The following is a 17,233-nucleotide window of genomic DNA, read 5'->3' as shown; positions in this document are numbered from 1 at the left end:
ATCCGGCCAAGTTACCGCTAAGCTAGTAATTCTTCAACGATTTTTTTAAATTGAGCGTAGGAATGTTCAAAGACGTCGTTCACGATCTGATAATCGAATTTAGAGGCCTCTCGCAGCTCTTTTTCCGCGTTCGCCATTCTCACTTCGATATCGGCCGGCATGCCCCCGTCTCGTTTTGCAATACGGCGACGCAGCTCATCAATTGAGGGAGGAAGTATGAAAACGGTCTTTGCATCCGGAAATTTAGCCTTAAAGGTCGCAACGCCTTGGATATCGATGTCCATAATCGCGCACTTGCCGTGCTTCCAGGACGTCTGAATGCTGTCATAAGAAGTGCCGTAATAGTTCGTGTGAACGCGAGCCCACTCGACGAAAAAACCTTCTTCGATCTTTTTCTGGAAGTCCTCGGAACTGATAAAGTGATAAGGATGCCCTTCACTTTCGCCCTTACGCATAGAGCGCGTCGTAAAAGTAATAATGTCGACCAAGCGAGGATCTTCCTGGCTGATCTTTTCGACAAAACTACTTTTTCCAGCACCGCTTGGAGCGGCGACAATAATAAGACGCGTCTTCATTGAACGTTTTGTACCTGTTCTCTAAGTCTTTCAATAAGGGTTTTTGCTTCTACCACGGCTTGAGTGATCTTGGCTACCTGAGACTTGGAACCAATCGTATTCACCTCGCGGAGCAGCTCTTGGGTGTAGAAATCCAATTTCTTTCCTTCGGCCTGCTGAGATGTCACGAGTTGGCGGTAGTTTTTAATATGCTCGCTCAAACGCGTGAGTTCCTCATTAATATCCGCTTTTTCAAGCTGAATAACGATCTCCTGGGATAAACGAGTCGGATCAATATCATTGCCTTTAAGACGAGCACGAATCTTCTGTTCGAACTTCTCTTGCAGCTGAGCGTTCGCTTCGCCACGCAGTTCACTGATTACTTTAACTTGTCTTTCTAACGACAAAAGAAGCTTCTCTAAATCACGACGAAGAGCTTTCCCCTCACGCGTGCGTTCTGCGTTGCAAGCCTTGCAAGCCGCCGTGAAAGCTTTTTTAAGAATCTTATCTTCGCCCGTAAACATCTCGTACGACTCTTCAACCTTGATGATCTCTGGAAGACGAGCCAAAGCTTCAAGATGCACTTGAAATGGAACACCTAACTCTTTGGAAAGATGCTTATATGCGGTCATATACTTTTTCGCCAAAGTATCATTCACCGTCATTTGCGCCTTGGCGGCGGTATTACGAACACGACGAGAAACGAAGATATCAATCGTTCCACGCAATAAAGTTTGGCTTAAGATTTTTTTTAGTTCTGATTCCAGCGATACGAATTCGCGAGGAAGATGGAATCTTGGCTCTAAGAAACGGCCGTTCACGGCACGAATGCTCACCTCTACGGTGACGTCTTTGGTTTGAACTCTCGCGGTGCCGTACCCTGTCATGCTTTTCATAGTAACCTCATTCTCCAGCTTTCCCTTTCGTGGGGTCAAAAGGATTTAGGAATTCCTCGACCACGGATCTTGCTTGGGAAAAGCCTGTTTTTCCGTCGAACCACTGAATGTCTTTGTCTCGCTGAAACCAAGTTCTTTGCCGTTTAGCGAGCTGCCTTGTATTGGTGGAAATGTCCTCAAGAAGCTGCTCTTTGGAGATTTCATTCTTCAAGTAGGCGATGGTTTCTTTATAACCCACGCTGCTCATCGGAGCCCATGACTCTAGACCTTCATCGAGAAGCTCTTTCACTTCTTCAACCAAACCCGCCTCGAGCATTTTGCGAGTGCGAAGATCAATGCGCTCTTTTAAGAGTTGGCGATCCCAAGAAGGCCCAATCTTCAAAAGAGGAAACGGAAAAGGCGCCCGCGATTCTTCGAATTCTTTTTGGATGGCCGTCACGCTTTTCCCTTGCGTGCGAATCAATTCGATTGCGCGACCTATACGGTAATGATCAGACAGGTGAATTTTGGCGCCATATTCGGGATCTTTTTCCAACAGCTCCTGATAAAGTTTTTGGGCACCCAATTCGGTTTTAAGCTCTTCGGCCACTTGCTTTTGCACGGCCTCAGACACAGGCAAAACGGGATACATGCCTTTTTCAATGGCCATGAAATAAAAGCCCGTTCCTCCGACGACAAAAACCGGGGTGCCGTCGGGGATTTTTTCCATGACTTCATAGAAGTCGCGGCAATACTGACCAGCGGTCATTTCTTGCGAGGGACTCACGTAATCCAGAAGATAATGGGGCACTAAGGCCTGTTCTTCTTTCGTCGGCTTTGCAGCACCAATATCGACCTTTTTGTAAACTTGAATAGAGTCACAGTTGACGATAACGCCCTTAAATTCCTGCGCAAGTCGAAGAGCCCACTCGGACTTTCCGGTGGCCGTCGAACCAACAACAAAAATCACGGGCTTTGCTTTATTCATCAAACGATGCGACCAAAATCTTTTTCAAGCTTATAGAACGGATACTCCACACTCACCGGGCGACCGTGAGGACAGAAACTAGAAAGAGGGAATTGATCCATGTCTCTTAAAAGTGATTTCATTTGATCCACGCCTAGAGCTTGTCCGGCACGCACCACGGAATGGCAGGCCATCGTGGCACAGATGTCTCCGACGACTCTTTCTAAAGAATAACTGCCGCCCTGCTCGACTATTTCGTTAGCCATTTTATCAAGGACGGTGCTTAAGATGGACTCTTTGATCATTAAAGGTGCAGCTTTCACGCCGATCGTTCCCGGTCCTAGCGACTCGATGAAAACACCCAGGCGCTCTATGTCTTTACCTAATGTCAGAAGCGCTTCCACTTTTTCGGGAGACATATCAATAGCCAGTGGGAAAAGGAAGTCTTGCACATCGACTTTGCCCCCCTTCCACGCATTCATGAGTTTTTCGTAAACCACCCTTTCATGAGCGGCGTGCTGGTCCACGAAAACAATTTTGTCGCGGGCTTGAGTCACGATATAAGTGAGATTCGCCTGACCTAAAACTTCGAGCGACGACCAGTAACCACGAGGCGCTTCCGGCTCGATCACTGCGGACGGTCCTAAGCTTTCGCGCGAGGACGCCGCTTCTGCCAAAGTCTGATAGCTGACCTTCGGTTGATTCACGGAAGAACTTGGGAAAGAAAAGTCCTTCTTTTGAAAGCTCGTGGCTTTCAGTGACGAATCATCGAAGGCCAGATTTTCTTTCGGCATCGCCGGCATTGCAGAGGGTGAATTCAGAAAATTCGGAAGCCCTTGAGTCGAGGGATAATCCGCAGAAGACACGTCCGAAAGGGGTGCCACGGGCTGCGGTCTCTGCTGAGCCGGCAACCAAGGCGCTTGCTCTAAAGTGCTGCGCAAAGCTCCCGCAACGGCACGGAAAGCTAATGAAGGTTCTTGAAATTTCACTTGCGATTTTGTGGGATGAATATTCACGTCGACACAGTCGGGATCTGTTTCGACCCACACCACGGCAATAGGATATTCCCCGTGCATAAGAAGACTGCGGTAAGCTTCATTGACAGCCGCCTGCAAACTGCGATCTTGAATCCAGCGATTCTGCGCAAAGAGCCAAATATTTTTAGCCGTCTTCGCCACATTGTGAGGATCCGCGAACACGGCATAGGCTTTCACGTTTTCACGCGAAGCTTCGCCGACGAAAAGAGGTTTGATTTCTAAAATTTGCTCAACACGATCCTTGCGATTTCTGCAAGCAGGCCAAAAACTGACAAGCTTGCCGTTTTCCTGAATGCGGAATTCCACGTCGTAGTGAGACAGGGCCATAGCTTTAAGCGTCGTTTTGATCGCCGTGTTTTCTGCGGCGTCGGATTTTAAAAACTTCAAACGCGCCGGAGTATTATCAAAAAGATTTTCAATTAAGATCGTCGTCCCTTGAGAACCGCCCACTTTATCGATGTCTTTTTTGCGGCCGTATTCTGAAATGAGTTGATGAGCCTGTTCATCATCCGCACGACGAGACGTCAGCGTCAGCTTACTGACGGCGGCGATACTTGCAAGCGCTTCGCCGCGAAATCCAAAAGTTCTTAAGCGCCACAGGTCATCTGTTTTTGAAATTTTACTGGTGGCAAAACGCTCAAGCGCTTTCGGCAAATCTTCAGGTGCCATCCCCTTCCCGTTGTCGATCACCTTAACAATGCGACCGCCATCAAAGAACTCAACGTGCACGCGCGTGGCCCCCGCATCGATACTGTTTTCAACAAGCTCTTTAACTAAGTGAGCAGGACGCTCCACCACCTCACCAGCGGCAATTTGGTCGACGACTTCAGGAGATAAAACTTGAATGGACATAGAGAGAGAATGTGCATGAGGAGCGCCAGCAAGTCCACTCTGGCGCGGTGCGCATTGGGTAAAAATCGTCCGTCCTTATTCAGGGCGGCGGCATTCTCCCCAAGCCTGGCACTTTAGTAGCCTCATACGTAGTTGCTTCAGCTCTGAAAGCGTCAATTCAAGCTCTGCATCAAAGCCTTTTTTGACGCCGCCGGCTTGAGAAAGGGAGCGGTACTGCGTGGAACTGTCAAACTGAGCTACGTTAAATGGAAGACCCTCATAAGAGTCAAACTGCATTTGCTGAGAATGTTTTTCTAAGTTCCATTGAAAGCGCAGACGCTGAGACTTTGCTTTATCCAACGCTTGCTGGAAGTTTCTCCAGCACTTTACTTCACTGACTAAGACCACCTTCTGAGTGGCGCGATCAATAACAACGATATCAAGTTCTCCGAGGGTGAGCACCCCGGTGCTGTATTCAACACCAGTAGTAATTAGAAACGGACCGGCGGGATATTCTTCGCTGTAGTGGAGCTTCGCCACTTGTTCGCAGATCGCGCCATCAGGTTCATAGTTAATCCCTGATTGTTTCAACGCTTCGAAGTAAGCCTCGGTGTCAGCAGCAAATGCAGAGATGGAAAACAAAACGGACGCGAAAAATAAAAGAAAACGCACGAAAATCCCCCTCAACGCCGTCACGATGTAACACCCCTCGTGTCACCTGCCAGTATATTTGCAATGCGTTATTGTGAGATTAGAATTCCCAGCCAAAATTGAGACCGAAGCCATAGTACTTCGTTCGTTCCCAATAGTATTTAGCATCTGTTCGTATAGAGTAGCGCCCCAAACGCCATGAAAGGCCCAAGTCAAAAACCGCCCCCAAGGACATATCATCTGCGGAATAACTGAGTGTCTTTGTTCCATTTGGAACTTCCAAAGTAAAGTGAGAGTACTTAAACATCGGGCCAAACCCGTAAAAGAAAATCCCGTTTTTCCCTTGAGGAAGAACGGTTTGAAACAAAAAATCCGCGAGGAAAATAAAACCGTCAGAGCCTTTTCCCGTGTAATCTGAATAATATTTCGGGGCTCCCACGTGAAAAAGGATATTTCCTTCAGTGTAGATTTCTCCCGTGAAGATCGTATTAAATCCGGCAAACTTCACACCGTAAAAAGGAAGAAACTCCGAGCGCTCCTGACCTAAAGTGTCCTCGGTATAATTAATAAAATCCAAGGCCGGTCCACGATAGCGAGTCGCAAAGAAAGGTTTTCTTTTTTCGTCTTTTTTCTCGGCTCGCGATTCTTCTTTGGGAGTTTCTAACTTATAAACTCCAGGTTTGATGTCGGTATCAGAAATCCACCCGACAGAACCCGGCTTAATACGGATTTTATAGAACGGACCTTTTTTACCTTTGGAAATACTATGAACAGCGCCACGTTTTAAAGTCGCGATAACGGGAGCATCAAAATCCGCATCTTGATACACCAGCGCCCCATCAAGAATGACTGTGGCCTGTTGCGCCTGAGCCCAGGAAAAAAGAGGAAGAAAAAGCAGAAGAGTAAGAGCCGCAAGACTCTTACTTAAAGCGCATAAGCCATACACGATAGAAGGCCTCAATGACGATTTTTAAAGACATTTTGCTTTGTCCAACACGACGGTCTTCAAACACAATCGGTGACTCGGCTCCTTTAAAACCTTTTTTCATAGCTTTGTATTTCAATTCGATTTGAAAGCTATATCCATTGGATTCAACCGTGGAAAGGTCTATGGCGTGCAGAACTTCTTTTTTCCAAGCGTTAAAGCCACCGGTCCAATCGTTCAACGGAAATCCCAGGATCAAGCGCGCGTAAATACCACCACCGCGGGAAATAATTTTGCGCAAGAGGCCCCAGTTCACAGTGCGACCTCCCTCGACATAGCGAGAACCCACAGCGAAATCGTGAGTTTCTAATTTTTTAAGAAGCGGGCCCAGATCTTCAGGGCGGTGAGAAAAGTCGGCATCCATTTCTGTGATCGCATCGAAGCCATGATCCATACCCCAACGAAATCCCGCAATATAGGCTTTTCCCAAACCTTGCTTACCAGGACGTGATAACAAGTGAAGCTGAGGAATGTTCTTTTGCATCTCACGAACAATGGCACCCGTTCCATCTGGAGAGTTGTCATCAACTACCAAGATTTCAACGCCTAAATTTTGTGCAAGGACGGCGGGAACAATCGCCTGGATGTTTTCTTTTTCATTGTACGTAGGAATAACGATCAGTGTTTTCATGCCCCCTTAAACTGGCATAAACCGGCCGACCTGGCAATCTTTAGATCAAATGGAACGAGAGACTAAACGCCCTTTTCCCTTTTCTTGAAGAGCTTTCGCTTTCTCTGCAGGGATTGCGGGCAAATTTAACGGCTTGGCAAGAAGGTATTTAGGATCTTGCTTGCGAACATCCAATTGAAAACGAACCTTGTCCGCCGCAGCCTGTGGATCTTTGGTGTAAAGAACGGGATCAAAACCACACGCTCTGCACACCACAGAAAGACGCCAGCGGATTTTCACGAAAACTTCTGAAAAAGCCAGACACACCACAAACACAATCATCACACGAGGATCAAACTGCTGCCAGATGGCGAACATTACCACGACCGACGCTAGCGCACTTCCCAACACGTTCATCAAAGAAATACTTTTCTTACGATAAATGCGACGAGGCGATTTACAAAAAGCGCAGTAACAATTGTGATGTTGGCGAAAGTTCGGAAACATACTTCTAGTGTGCCAATAAAGAGGTCTAGAACGAAAGATGATTTTATGAAAAATGACAAAGCCTTGCTAGAATCAAGGAATGCAAATATCTAAAGCACTCCAATTCGTTTTGATCGTTTTTTCGGTGTTCTCTTCTTCCACTTTAGTCCAGGCGGCTTCCTCTTCTGACTATGAAGAAGTTTCCTATGACCAGCTTCTGGATGAGCTCAGCTCTAAGAAAAATGTCATGGCCGCTAAGCAAACGAGCTCTTTTGATGACGTGCGCTTACATGCCGGGATTGGCTACGTGAACACCTTCACGAACATCGCGACTCAGAACAAAAATTTCAATCGCCATGCTAGCGGCATTCAACTGTCGATGGGGATGGACCTGTTTTCTCCGAACTGGTATTCCGAAGGTGTGTTTAGAAATTATGGTGTCACCTCTTCGGGAGCTGAAGAGCTCTCTTTGAAAGAGTTCGATCTGAAGATGGGCTACACGAACAAGCTTGAAAGTATTTGGAACTATTCTTTGAGCGCGGGTCTTTCCAATCGTTTTATGCGCTTCACCGACCCTACTCGCAATATCGACGTGAATGACACCACTCCTTCATTGGTGGTTTCTTCCGGCTTCGCGGCGCAAGTGCACAAGAATCTATCTTTAGGGGCGGAACTCAGCGCTCGTTCGGCTATGGTAAACCGTACGGCAGACAAAAACTCCTTTGACTTTGCCTTTCGCCTGACTACGTCCCTATAATGGGGACGTGGATGTCGTAGTATTTTCTTTAAGTCTTTTAGTTTTCATTTTGGGCTTGGCGATTTTTTCAAATCGCGCCCGTGCTCGCCAAGAAATTCCTTTTGAGCTCAAACCCAACTGTCTGCTAACCCGTTGGCCTCTTCTTTTTGTAACCGGGCCGCGTTCGCTCTTTTACTTTAGCAAGTACTGGAATATCTATACTGTCTTTCTAGCGGAACATGGTTATGAAGTTTTCACTTTGCATCTTCCCTGGAAAAAATCTGAGCAGCGCAAAGAACGTTTTCGCCAGTTCTTGGAACAACAAGAAAAAAGTCAGCGCCGCTTTCATCTCGTATTAGATGCTCCCACCATGGACGAATTTTCAGACCTTCTAGCTTCGCGCCGATCAGTCAGCGTCATCAGCATTACCGAGCTCGCGGATGCCGGAGCGGAGGACCTTCGAAGCCAGTCATTGAAGGCTTACCCAATACCCAAAGAAATTATCGAAATTCCGACAAACTCGGCCTCTCTTTTGCTGGAGCTTTCGTATTCACTTCATCGTCAGTCGGCTAAAAATAAAAAGCTCGCTTCCTTGAACGTGCTAGGTGCCAATACGAAAACCGCCTTGGAAAACAGTCATCGCCTGTTAACCCGCGCGCAAACATTAGCAGAGATGGACTTAAGAGAGTCTCTGTAAATCCCCTTGCGTAAGTCCTGCGCAAATGATGCAATAACGATATGACAGACTATAGAGACGTTACTCCCGGTGCTCACTCCGACAATGCCAAAGAAGTTCTTCGTTACATCGTGAACTACCTTCGTCACCCGATTGAAAAAATCAAAAACCTGCCGGACTGGAGTTGGACTACGTTGATCGTGACCTTAGTGGTTCTATCAATGGCTTCCGGCGTGTTGACGGGATTAGTACCACCGAACTTTTTTCGTTTGATGGGCGGATTCATCATCTCTCCACTTGTGGGTGTCACGACGACTTTTATCGGCGCACTTTTTATTTATTATTACTTCCAGGTTTATGAAAAACGCACCTGCTCTTTGCGCAAGATCTTCACACTGATCCTTTTTGCCAATATTCCTTTCTTTGTTTTTCAAGTGGGTTCAGAGATCATTCCCCCGATTACTTTAGTGGGTTTTGCTTTCACCGCCTTACTGATGGCCGTGGGCCTGACGGAAAATTTCCAGATGGACAAGCGTCGCGCACTTCGTCTGGTTACCATTCTTTTTGCCATTGTTTTCATTCTTTGGCTTTGGAATCGTATTGATATTTCGCGCTTGGAAAGACTCGGTTAAACCCCTTAACCTTCCTAATTTCGAATACAGCCTTGATGTCTCAATCTTAGATGTGAGCCAACTGGACCTTTGTCGGTAAATACACTGACTCTCTTTTGGTCTGGTCGAAATCTGTCGATATAAGTCCAGGAACACAGTTTGTTTAACTTCTGGAACGCATCGAGGTAGGTTCATGAAAACCCTAGTTATCACTTCGGCCGTGACATTCGTGCCGGATAACTATGATGACTTAACGCTCGGCCTGGCCGACAACCCTTACGTACAAGGGCTCGTCGTTATTGATAACCGCAGTGCTGATATATACCTTAAAGCGTTTCTTTTGATGCTCTCTGGAGCGGGCCCCCTGATGGGATGGCATCTTCTTAAAAACAGCTTAGACAACTCCTTAGATCGAAAACAAAAGCGCTACGAAGCTTTGGGTAAAAAAGTGTGGGTCGTTAAGGACGTCAACTCTGACGAAACTATTCAGTTTCTTTCTTCGTTGGAACCCGATGTGATTTTAAATGCGCGAACTCGCTCTTTCTTCAAAAAGCGCCTTCTAGCGATCCCAAAAATCGGCTGCATCAACATCCATCATGGGTTGCTTCCGCATCAACGGGGACTCATGTGCGATTTTTGGGCGCATCTTTTCGGCACCTCATTTGGTTTTTCTATTCACGAAATGACTTCGAAACTGGATGACGGCTCACTGCTTAAAGTGGTCGAAGTGCCTTCCGACAAAAAGAACTATCTGGAGTCATTAAAAAATGCCGCTCAACTAGAGACGTCAGCTGCGACGGAGGTGCTGCAGGAAATTGCACGCACCCGGAAAATTCAAGGCCTTGAGAACGCAAAAACAGACCAGACCGTGTACCGATCTAACCCCGGTCTCATCGATTTTTACAAGCTACGCCTGCGAGGAATAAAGATATGAAAACCATCATTGCTTTGCATGGAAACCCAGGTCATCCCGACGATTGGACTTTGCTTAAAGAAGCCGTTCAACCTTTGGGCTACACCCTTCACGCGGTGAAAGCCGACAGTGAGGAGTGGTTGAATCTTCTGACTCAAGACTCGTCAAAGAAAATTCTTCTAGGCCACTCTTGGGGTGGCTACCGCATTTTAAAAACTTTGCCTGCTTACGAAAAGTATGTCGAGCAAGTGATTTTAGTCACACCTTATTTAAAACCCGAACGCGAGATTTCACCGATAGCGGGCGCTTTGCTAAAGCTTCCTGTCTTGGGCGACGCTCTTATTAAATCGAACTTTGCTAAATCCAAAGACACATTTCTAAAAGATCTTTTCCATCCATGGTCATTGGCTGACCACCCCTATTTACAAAAGATCACAGATCGTTTTGATTGGAATCTTTGGCAGAAAACGGCCTTCAATAAAATTAAAATGCAGGACAATCCGTGGACTGCCAAAGATGTCGTTAAAACACCTATCACCGTGGTCTATGGAAGTGACGACAAAATTACGGACGAGTCGATTCAAAATCAAATCGTCACTCAATATCCATCCCACAAAATCGTGAAAGCATCTAAGGCGGGCCATAGTCTTCTGTGGTCGCATATTCAAGACATCTTAAAAGTTTTGCAGGAGAAACCAGGAATGTCCCACCCTTCTGAAAAAATTGGTTACTACCCGGGTGCTGATGAACGTAATAACGTGATCAGCTACATGGAAAAGCACTTACGCGAATTCCCTGACCGCGTCGCACTTTCGTGGGTTTCACGCGAAACCTTGGCAAAGTGGGATGGCAATCCGCACACGCCTCTAAAGCATGATCAAATCACCTACAAACATTTCGCCGCAAGAATCAACTCTTTCGCGCGCGGACTCTTAGATATCGGTATTCAAAAAGGAGATCGTGTTATCATCTTCCTGCCGATGAGCCTTGACATGTACACGGCGATGTTTGCTGTACAACGTATTGGTGCTATTTCCGTGTTCTTGGATTCTTGGGCGCGCAGTCATCACTTAGGAGCTTCGGCAGAGTGCGTGGGCCCTAAAGCTATGATTAGTTTCAATATGGCTTTTGAACTTGTGAATCAGGTTCCTGAATTTCAATCCATGCCAATTCGAATTATGTATGGACCGGGCGACAAGTGCACTCACCGTTTCGAGGAACTTTTGAAAAAAGATCCGTCACCGATCGCGGCCGTAGAAAGCGAGTTCACTGCATTGATCACATTTACGACGGGCTCAACGGGAAAACCCAAAGGAGCCAATCGCACGCATCGATTTCTGTCAGCACAACATCACGCGCTCTCGCATGTGATACCTTATACAGAAGTCGACAAAGACATGCCGGCCTTCCCGATCTTCAGTTTGAACAACCTGGCTTCTGGGGTGACCACGGTGTTACCGGCATTGGACTTAGCGGCCCCATCAGAAAGAGATTCGGCCATTTTGGCGTGTCAGATTTTAAATGAGAATATTAATTGCACGACGTTATCTCCAAGCATGCTTGTGGGACTGGCTCGTTACTGCAAAGAAAAGAATATCATATTAAAGGGACTTCGTCGTGTCGTGACCGGTGGTGCGCCTATTTCTAAAGATGACGTCAAAGCTTTCTATGACATTGCCCCCCAAACTGAGCTTTGGATTTTGTATGGTTCTACAGAAGCAGAACCGATGGCTCACATCGAGGGCCGCGACATGCTAAAAGAAAGCAAGATCACTGATCCTGAAATTATCGAGGAAGGTGTGAACGTCGGCCACATCAGTGAAGACATCGACTTTAAATTCATCCGTATCAAAGACGGCCCCGTGGATTTGAAAGACTCCTCATGGCAGAAAATCGAAGTGCCGAATGGAGAAATCGGAGAATTTATCTGTACGGGCGACCATGTCTGCCGCGACTACTATAACAACCCCGACGCCTTTAAAACCACAAAGATCTTGGATGAAAAGAACCGCGTATGGCATCGCACCGGGGATTTGGCCTATATTGATTCCGACAAAAATCTTTGGATCGTGGGCCGTGTGAATAACGCCATCGAAAGAGCGGGAAAGTACTACTTCCCGGTGCGTTCCGAAGTTCTTTTGAAGCGTTTTGATTTTACTTACCGCTGCGCCTTCTTAGGGGTTCCCGACTCCTCTCTGGGACAAGCGACTTACGCCGTCGTTGAATTAAAACAAGAAATCAACAGCCAAAGTTTTGACTTTGAGGCGGCCAAAAAAGAAATCCGCCGGGTTTTTGAAAAAAATAAAATTCCCGTGGATCAGATTAAGTTTGTTAAAAAGATCCCTATGGATCCTCGCCATCACTCGAAGGTGGAATACAAAGTTCTGCGCGATCAATTGAATGATCCCGAGGTGATTATTGGGTAATTGGTGGATATTAATTAAAGAAAGATTCAGCCCCGCTTCTTATGTGCCCATGATATTTCTTTTTTCATGGGCCAACGGGCTTTTCTTTTCTTCCACTTTAGGGTTGGAATGGAATTGGGGACGCTTTGCTTGCGTCTTCCTTTTGATGCTGTCGTTCTTTTTTCGCATGCGTCTTTTTGATGAAATCAAAGACTATGAAGTGGATTTGAAAGTCAATCCCACCCGTCCTTTAGCGCGCGGAATTTTGACGGTTCGACAAGTCAAGGTGGCCCTTCTTTTCCTCATTATTTTCGAGATTGGTCTTGCCAGCAATCTAGGCGTTTATTCTCTTCTGATTCACGCAGCGGCCATCGGCTACAGTCTTTTGATGTATGAGGAGTTTTTTATCGGCGACTCCTTGCGGCCGCATTTAACGACCTACGCGGTTACTCACACCTTTGTGAGCGTTCTCTTAGGTCTTTCTAGCGGTGTCGCCATGACAGGTGTCAATCCTCAAGAAATCACATTGCCGCTTTTGATATTTATTTTTATGAACTGGGCCTTCTTCAATCTTTTTGAGTTCGCTCGAAAAACGTTCGCGAGCTCCGAAGAAAGACCGCATGTGCCTTCCTATTCCAATATTTTTACGGACAAAGGAGCCTTAGCCCTTTCTTTGAGCCAAGCAATCCTGGGAGTGGGAGTCGCTTACTACCTTCAGCCCCACTGGATTTGGCTGGTTTCTTTGTCAGCTTATGTCGTTCTAAGTTTGATTTATATTATAAAAAAAACCGCCCCTGCCGCGCAGTTCTTCCGTGCGATTTCCGGGGTCTATTTGCTGCTTCACTATGCTCTAGTGATCTATATGTGGAGATCCTAACTATGCTTGTAACTCCAAAATCAACACTGTTCTTTGCTAAAAACGAAGCCGGAGGAAAAGGCTTTAATCTTTACCTCATGTCGCAAGCAGGTCTTCCCGTGCCTGAATGGGTGGTCTTCGGTAAAAGATTCTTCCAAGAGTTCCTAGCATCGCCTTCGGTGAAAACAAATTTATCGCTGATTATGCAACGTCTTTCGGCTAAGGAACTCACGCCTCTTCAAGCGGAGGCGGAAGTTCGAGCTCTCTTTGAAAAAACCGATCTCTCCAAAAATCTTTCAGAATCCTTGGACAAAGCATTGAAGGATTTGGGCGCAAACAATGTTTTTTCAGTGCGTTCCTCGGCGGCGGATGAAGACAGTCTTTCACACTCATTTGCGGGACAACTATCCAGTTTCCTTTACGTCTCAGGGAAAGAAGATATTCTAAAATACATTCGTCAGTGTTGGATATCCGCGTTTTCTGAACGAAGCTTGGTCTATCGTTTGGAAAACGGCATCGACCTTCAGAAGATTTCTGTGTCGGTGGTTTTACAGCGCATGATTGATCCAGATAAATCCGGTGTTCTTTTCACTTGTGATCCAGTCGAAAAGAAAATCGATCGCTATGTCGTTTCTTCCGTCTATGGCGTTGGTGAAGGACTGGTGTCAGGAACTTTGGATGCAGATTCTTTCTGGCTTGAAGCACATAGCGGAAAACTTCTAAAAGAAGAAGTCGTCGAGAAAAAAGAGATGATGAAGAAGTCCTCATCAGGTCATTGCTCGACCCTGCCTGTTCCAAGCAATCTTGTAAACACGGCCTCTTTGACCCAGGAAGAGCTTTCAAAGCTCTATCGCCTCGGGCATAAAATTCAAGAGCAATATCATCGTCCGCAAGATATCGAATGGGCGATTGAAGGCGGTAAGATCTATATTTTACAAACTCGTCCCGTAACGACGTTGCAGGCCGACTTGATTGGTTATCCGAATCTTTGGGACAATTCAAACATCATTGAATCCTATGGAGGTTTGACCTCACCTTTGAGTTTTAGTTTCGCCCTTAGAAACTATAAAGCCGTGTACGTGCAGTTCTGTGAAGTTTTAGGTGTTCCGAATGAGATCATTAAAGACATGGACTCTTACTTAGGATACATGCTGGGATCTTTGAATGGCCGTGTGTATTACAATCTTTTCAATTGGTACAAACTTGTCGGCGTTCTTCCGGGCTTTAAACAGAATCGCGAGTTCATGGAAACCATGATGGGAGTTTCTGAAGCACTCAGCGAAGAAATCGCCGATCGTATCAAACCTCACCCTTCGTGGGACACTTTCAGTGGTCGCATCCGCAAAGCCATCACGGGATTTAATTTTATTAAGTACCACTTCACCATTCAAAGCACGGTGGATGACTTTTTAGCGACTTTCCATCGCGACTATGACAAGTACCGAAGTCTGCCTCTCAAGCGCATGCGCGGCGACCAGCTCATTCGCATTTACATGGAGCTTGAGCGAAACATGCTGGGCCGCTGGAAAGCCCCAATCATCAATGACTTCTTGTGCATGGTTCACTTCGGCCTTTTACGTAAGCTGACAACCACATGGTTGAAAGATTTGGATTCGACCATCCAAAATGACCTTCTTGCGGGTGAAGGGGGACTGGAAAGTGCCGAGCCGACAAAGGCTTTACTGCGCTTAGCGAATAAAGCCGCGCAAAATCCAGACTTACGCAAACTGATCGAGACCATCGATCCCGCCGAGGGTCTGGAGGCTTTAAATCAATCACCTTACCAAGAATTCTATAAGTCCGTCTTAGACTATCTCGACAAGTACGGATTCCGCTGTATGAGTGAGATGAAACTTGAGGAGATCGATCTTCTCACAGATCCAAGTTACCTCTTTGTCTGTTTGAAAAACTATTTGAAGTCAGGTCAGACGGAGGTTCACGATGACTCTCACGAAAAGTCTTTGCGAACTCAAGCCGAAGCTAAAGTTGCTTCGCATCTGACTGGCTTTAAAAAGAAATTTTATTTCTGGGTCCTTAAACACGCCCGTAAAGCCGTGAAGAACCGCGAAAACACGCGTTTTGCGCGCACACGTATTTACGGTATTGCCCGCACGATCTTCCAAACTATTGGTGAAGATTTGGCGACAATGAGCGCGCTTGAGCAACCCCGAGATATCTTCTGGCTGACCATCGAAGAAGTCTTTGGGATTTACAACGGCACTCTGCCCTCCTACAACCTGAAAGGCATTATCGAGCTACGCAAAAAAGATTATGGTCAATTCGCTGAAGAAACGGACCCGCGCGTGATGACTCGAGGAGCGGTCTATTGGGACAACACGTTTATTAAAGAAGAGATTCCTCAGGTGGCTGAATCTGGCGACTATGACTTAAAAGGTCTGCCGTGCTGCCCAGGAGTTCTTGAAGGTGTCGTCAAGGTTATCTTAAATCCAAGTGATAACTTGGAACTGAATGGCGAGATTCTGGTGACAGCTCGTACCGATCCAGGGTGGGTCCCTCTTTATCCAGCGATCTCAGGGCTTTTGGTAGAGCGCGGAAGCTTGCTTTCTCACTCGGCCATTGTTGCCAGAGAGATGGGAATCCCTGCGATCGTCAGCATCCCAGGATTAACAAAACGAATTAAATCCGGCATGCGCGTTCGCATTGATGCCAAGGCAGGTACAATTAAAATCTTAGACGAATAAGTGAGGACGGGACCTCCCGTCTTCATTCTTTCAAAAACTTTGTCATTTGATAGCCGCGAAAGAATCTGCAGTACTTCCTACAGCTTCGCTACTAGCCTAAATGGGTCCCCCAAGGAGGCCTTATGAAATCACTTTTCGCTTTCGTGCTTCTGTTTGCCAGCATCTCTTACGGCAAAGTCGCGTGCTACAAAGCTTCCAATCCGCAAAGCATCACGATAAAAACTGAAAACGGAAAATCGGAAAAGGCCAGCGCCGCACAGTTGGTTTATCAAGATGAAAAAACCGTTGATAGCGAAGGCGTAGAAACGCCTCCTCATATAAAACTTCGCGCCCAATCCAAGACTTTGAAGTTTTCGACTGTCGCCTATCAATTCGAAAATGGCGGCGATTTCTTGGTGGAGTGTGATGGAGGAAAGACCTCGCTTATTAAAGAATCAAGCTCTTTGATTTTAACTTCCGACTATTTGGCCGGAGAAGTCAATTCCGCTGACGAAGGTTGTTCAACCGGTGAGGTCGCTTATCGCAACCTCACCATGACACCTGCTCCGTGTGCAGATTAATTAAAGAAACATCCCACCGGAAGCTTCAATTCGTTGAGCATTGATCCAGGCATTATCTTCAGAAAGAAGAGATGCAATCACACCTCCAATATCTTCAGGAACGCCGACTCGTCCTAAAGCCGTTTGAGATGCGATGAATTTATTTACTTCAGGATTATCCCGGACCACGCCGCCACCAAAATCAGTCTCAATGGCTCCAGGTGCTACGACATTGGCAGCGATGCCACGGGCGCCGAATTCTTTCGCCATATAGCGAGTCAGTACTTCGATCGCGCCTTTCATCGAAGCGTAAGCCGCTTTACCTGGTAAGGCGAAACGAGCTAGCCCCGAAGAGATATTCACAATGCGTCCGCCGTCTTTCATAAGGGGAAGAAGCTTTTGGGTTAAAAAGAAAGGACCTTTCAGATGGACATTGACCAACTTATCAAAGTCCTCTGCTGTGGTCTCCATGATCGAAGCCTCTAGAGCAGTGCCTGCATTATTAATAAGAAAGTCAAAGTCCGTACGATTCCATTTTTCTTTTAAAACCTGACGAACTGCCACGGCAAAGGCTTCAAAACTCTCCACCGCCCCAGCGTCAAGAGGCATGGCCACGGCCTTACGTCCTTGTCTTTCAATCTCGGCCACGACTTGGTCTGCCTCGGCTTTCTTAGAATGATAAGTCAAGATAACGTCGTTCCCTTTTTGAGCTAGCTTCAAAGCGGTATTCTTACCCAACCCTCGGCTGCCACCGGTGATAATTGCGATTTTCATAACAAACTCCTTTTAAATAGTGCTG

17 protein-coding genes are annotated in these 17,233 nt (G+C 46.5%); 8 read left to right on the top strand and 9 right to left on the bottom strand.

Features of this window, described 5'->3' with window-relative positions:
* Nucleotides 1-17: 17 nt before the first annotated feature.
* From gmk to ACLWBD_RS06800, 8 genes are all read right to left on the bottom strand, one after another.
* Nucleotides 18-575, bottom strand: a complete 558-nt coding sequence (gene gmk, locus ACLWBD_RS06835; RefSeq protein WP_413570210.1) for a guanylate kinase — start codon at nucleotides 573-575, stop codon at nucleotides 18-20.
* Entirely contained in the window at nucleotides 572-1,450 is an 879-nt protein-coding gene (locus ACLWBD_RS06830) for a YicC/YloC family endoribonuclease (protein WP_413570209.1), read from the bottom strand. Before ACLWBD_RS06830 ends, gmk begins: the two co-directional genes overlap by 4 nt.
* Nucleotides 1,451-1,457: 7 nt before the next feature.
* On the bottom strand, nucleotides 1,458-2,417 hold the full coding sequence (gene miaA / locus ACLWBD_RS06825; RefSeq protein ID WP_413570207.1) for a tRNA (adenosine(37)-N6)-dimethylallyltransferase MiaA: 960 nt from the start codon (nucleotides 2,415-2,417) through the stop codon (nucleotides 1,458-1,460).
* Nucleotides 2,417-4,285: a DNA mismatch repair endonuclease MutL gene (gene mutL, locus ACLWBD_RS06820; protein ID WP_413570204.1), complete on the bottom strand. Its 1,869-nt coding sequence runs from the start codon at nucleotides 4,283-4,285 to the stop codon at nucleotides 2,417-2,419. The genes miaA and mutL overlap by 1 nt, the downstream gene beginning before the upstream one ends.
* 75 nt (nucleotides 4,286-4,360) lie before the next feature.
* Nucleotides 4,361-4,936, bottom strand: coding sequence for a hypothetical protein (locus ACLWBD_RS06815; protein ID WP_413570202.1), 576 nt, complete (start codon nucleotides 4,934-4,936; stop codon nucleotides 4,361-4,363).
* Nucleotides 4,937-5,015: 79 nt separating this feature from the next.
* Entirely contained in the window at nucleotides 5,016-5,876 is an 861-nt protein-coding gene (locus ACLWBD_RS06810) for an SH3 domain-containing protein (protein ID WP_413570200.1), read from the bottom strand.
* Nucleotides 5,836-6,531 carry a polyprenol monophosphomannose synthase gene (locus ACLWBD_RS06805; RefSeq protein ID WP_063208293.1) on the bottom strand — a complete coding sequence of 232 codons (696 nt, stop codon included), beginning with the start codon at nucleotides 6,529-6,531 and terminating at the stop codon, nucleotides 5,836-5,838. The genes ACLWBD_RS06810 and ACLWBD_RS06805 overlap by 41 nt, the downstream gene beginning before the upstream one ends.
* 45 nt (nucleotides 6,532-6,576) lie before the next feature.
* A complete protein-coding gene (locus tag ACLWBD_RS06800) occupies nucleotides 6,577-7,017 on the bottom strand; it encodes a hypothetical protein (RefSeq protein ID WP_413570198.1) in 441 nt (146 codons plus the stop codon).
* 79 nt (nucleotides 7,018-7,096) lie between these two features.
* Between ACLWBD_RS06800 and ACLWBD_RS06795 the strand changes: the two genes are divergently transcribed.
* The 8 genes from ACLWBD_RS06795 (at nucleotide 7,097) to ACLWBD_RS06760 (ending at nucleotide 16,455) form a co-directional block, all read left to right on the top strand.
* Nucleotides 7,097-7,753 (top strand): hypothetical protein, encoded by a 657-nt coding sequence (locus ACLWBD_RS06795; protein ID WP_063208298.1) that lies wholly within the window; start codon nucleotides 7,097-7,099, stop codon nucleotides 7,751-7,753.
* Between the two features lie 7 nt (nucleotides 7,754-7,760).
* A complete protein-coding gene (locus tag ACLWBD_RS06790; protein WP_413570196.1) occupies nucleotides 7,761-8,429 on the top strand; it encodes a hypothetical protein in 669 nt (222 codons plus the stop codon).
* Between the two features lie 41 nt (nucleotides 8,430-8,470).
* Complete coding sequence (locus ACLWBD_RS06785; RefSeq protein WP_063208302.1) at nucleotides 8,471-9,040, top strand: Yip1 family protein; 570 nt, start codon at nucleotides 8,471-8,473, stop codon at nucleotides 9,038-9,040.
* Nucleotides 9,041-9,212: 172 nt separating this feature from the next.
* Entirely contained in the window at nucleotides 9,213-9,953 is a 741-nt protein-coding gene (locus ACLWBD_RS06780; protein WP_413570193.1) for a formyltransferase family protein, read from the top strand.
* Entirely contained in the window at nucleotides 9,950-12,358 is a 2,409-nt protein-coding gene (locus ACLWBD_RS06775) for an alpha/beta fold hydrolase (RefSeq protein ID WP_413570191.1), read from the top strand. The genes ACLWBD_RS06780 and ACLWBD_RS06775 overlap by 4 nt, the downstream gene beginning before the upstream one ends.
* Before the next feature lie 49 nt (nucleotides 12,359-12,407).
* The gene (locus ACLWBD_RS06770) at nucleotides 12,408-13,214 is read left to right on the top strand and encodes a UbiA family prenyltransferase (RefSeq protein ID WP_413570189.1); all 807 of its coding nucleotides are present in this window, start codon (nucleotides 12,408-12,410) and stop codon (nucleotides 13,212-13,214) included.
* Between the two features lie 2 nt (nucleotides 13,215-13,216).
* Complete coding sequence (locus tag ACLWBD_RS06765; protein WP_413570187.1) at nucleotides 13,217-15,895, top strand: phosphoenolpyruvate synthase; 2,679 nt, start codon at nucleotides 13,217-13,219, stop codon at nucleotides 15,893-15,895.
* A gap of 122 nt (nucleotides 15,896-16,017) precedes the next feature.
* The gene (locus ACLWBD_RS06760; protein ID WP_413570185.1) at nucleotides 16,018-16,455 is read left to right on the top strand and encodes a hypothetical protein; all 438 of its coding nucleotides are present in this window, start codon (nucleotides 16,018-16,020) and stop codon (nucleotides 16,453-16,455) included.
* Here the strand turns inward: ACLWBD_RS06760 and ACLWBD_RS06755 are convergent, their stop codons facing one another.
* Nucleotides 16,456-17,208, bottom strand: coding sequence for an SDR family NAD(P)-dependent oxidoreductase (locus ACLWBD_RS06755; protein ID WP_063208311.1), 753 nt, complete (start codon nucleotides 17,206-17,208; stop codon nucleotides 16,456-16,458).
* Between the last annotated feature and the right edge of the window lie 25 nt (nucleotides 17,209-17,233).

This window comes from Bdellovibrio sp. HCB117 (genome assembly GCF_047305915.1).
Lineage (GTDB): Bacteria > Bdellovibrionota > Bdellovibrionia > Bdellovibrionales > Bdellovibrionaceae > Bdellovibrio > Bdellovibrio bacteriovorus_B.
This window is presented reverse-complemented; position numbering and strand designations above follow the sequence as displayed.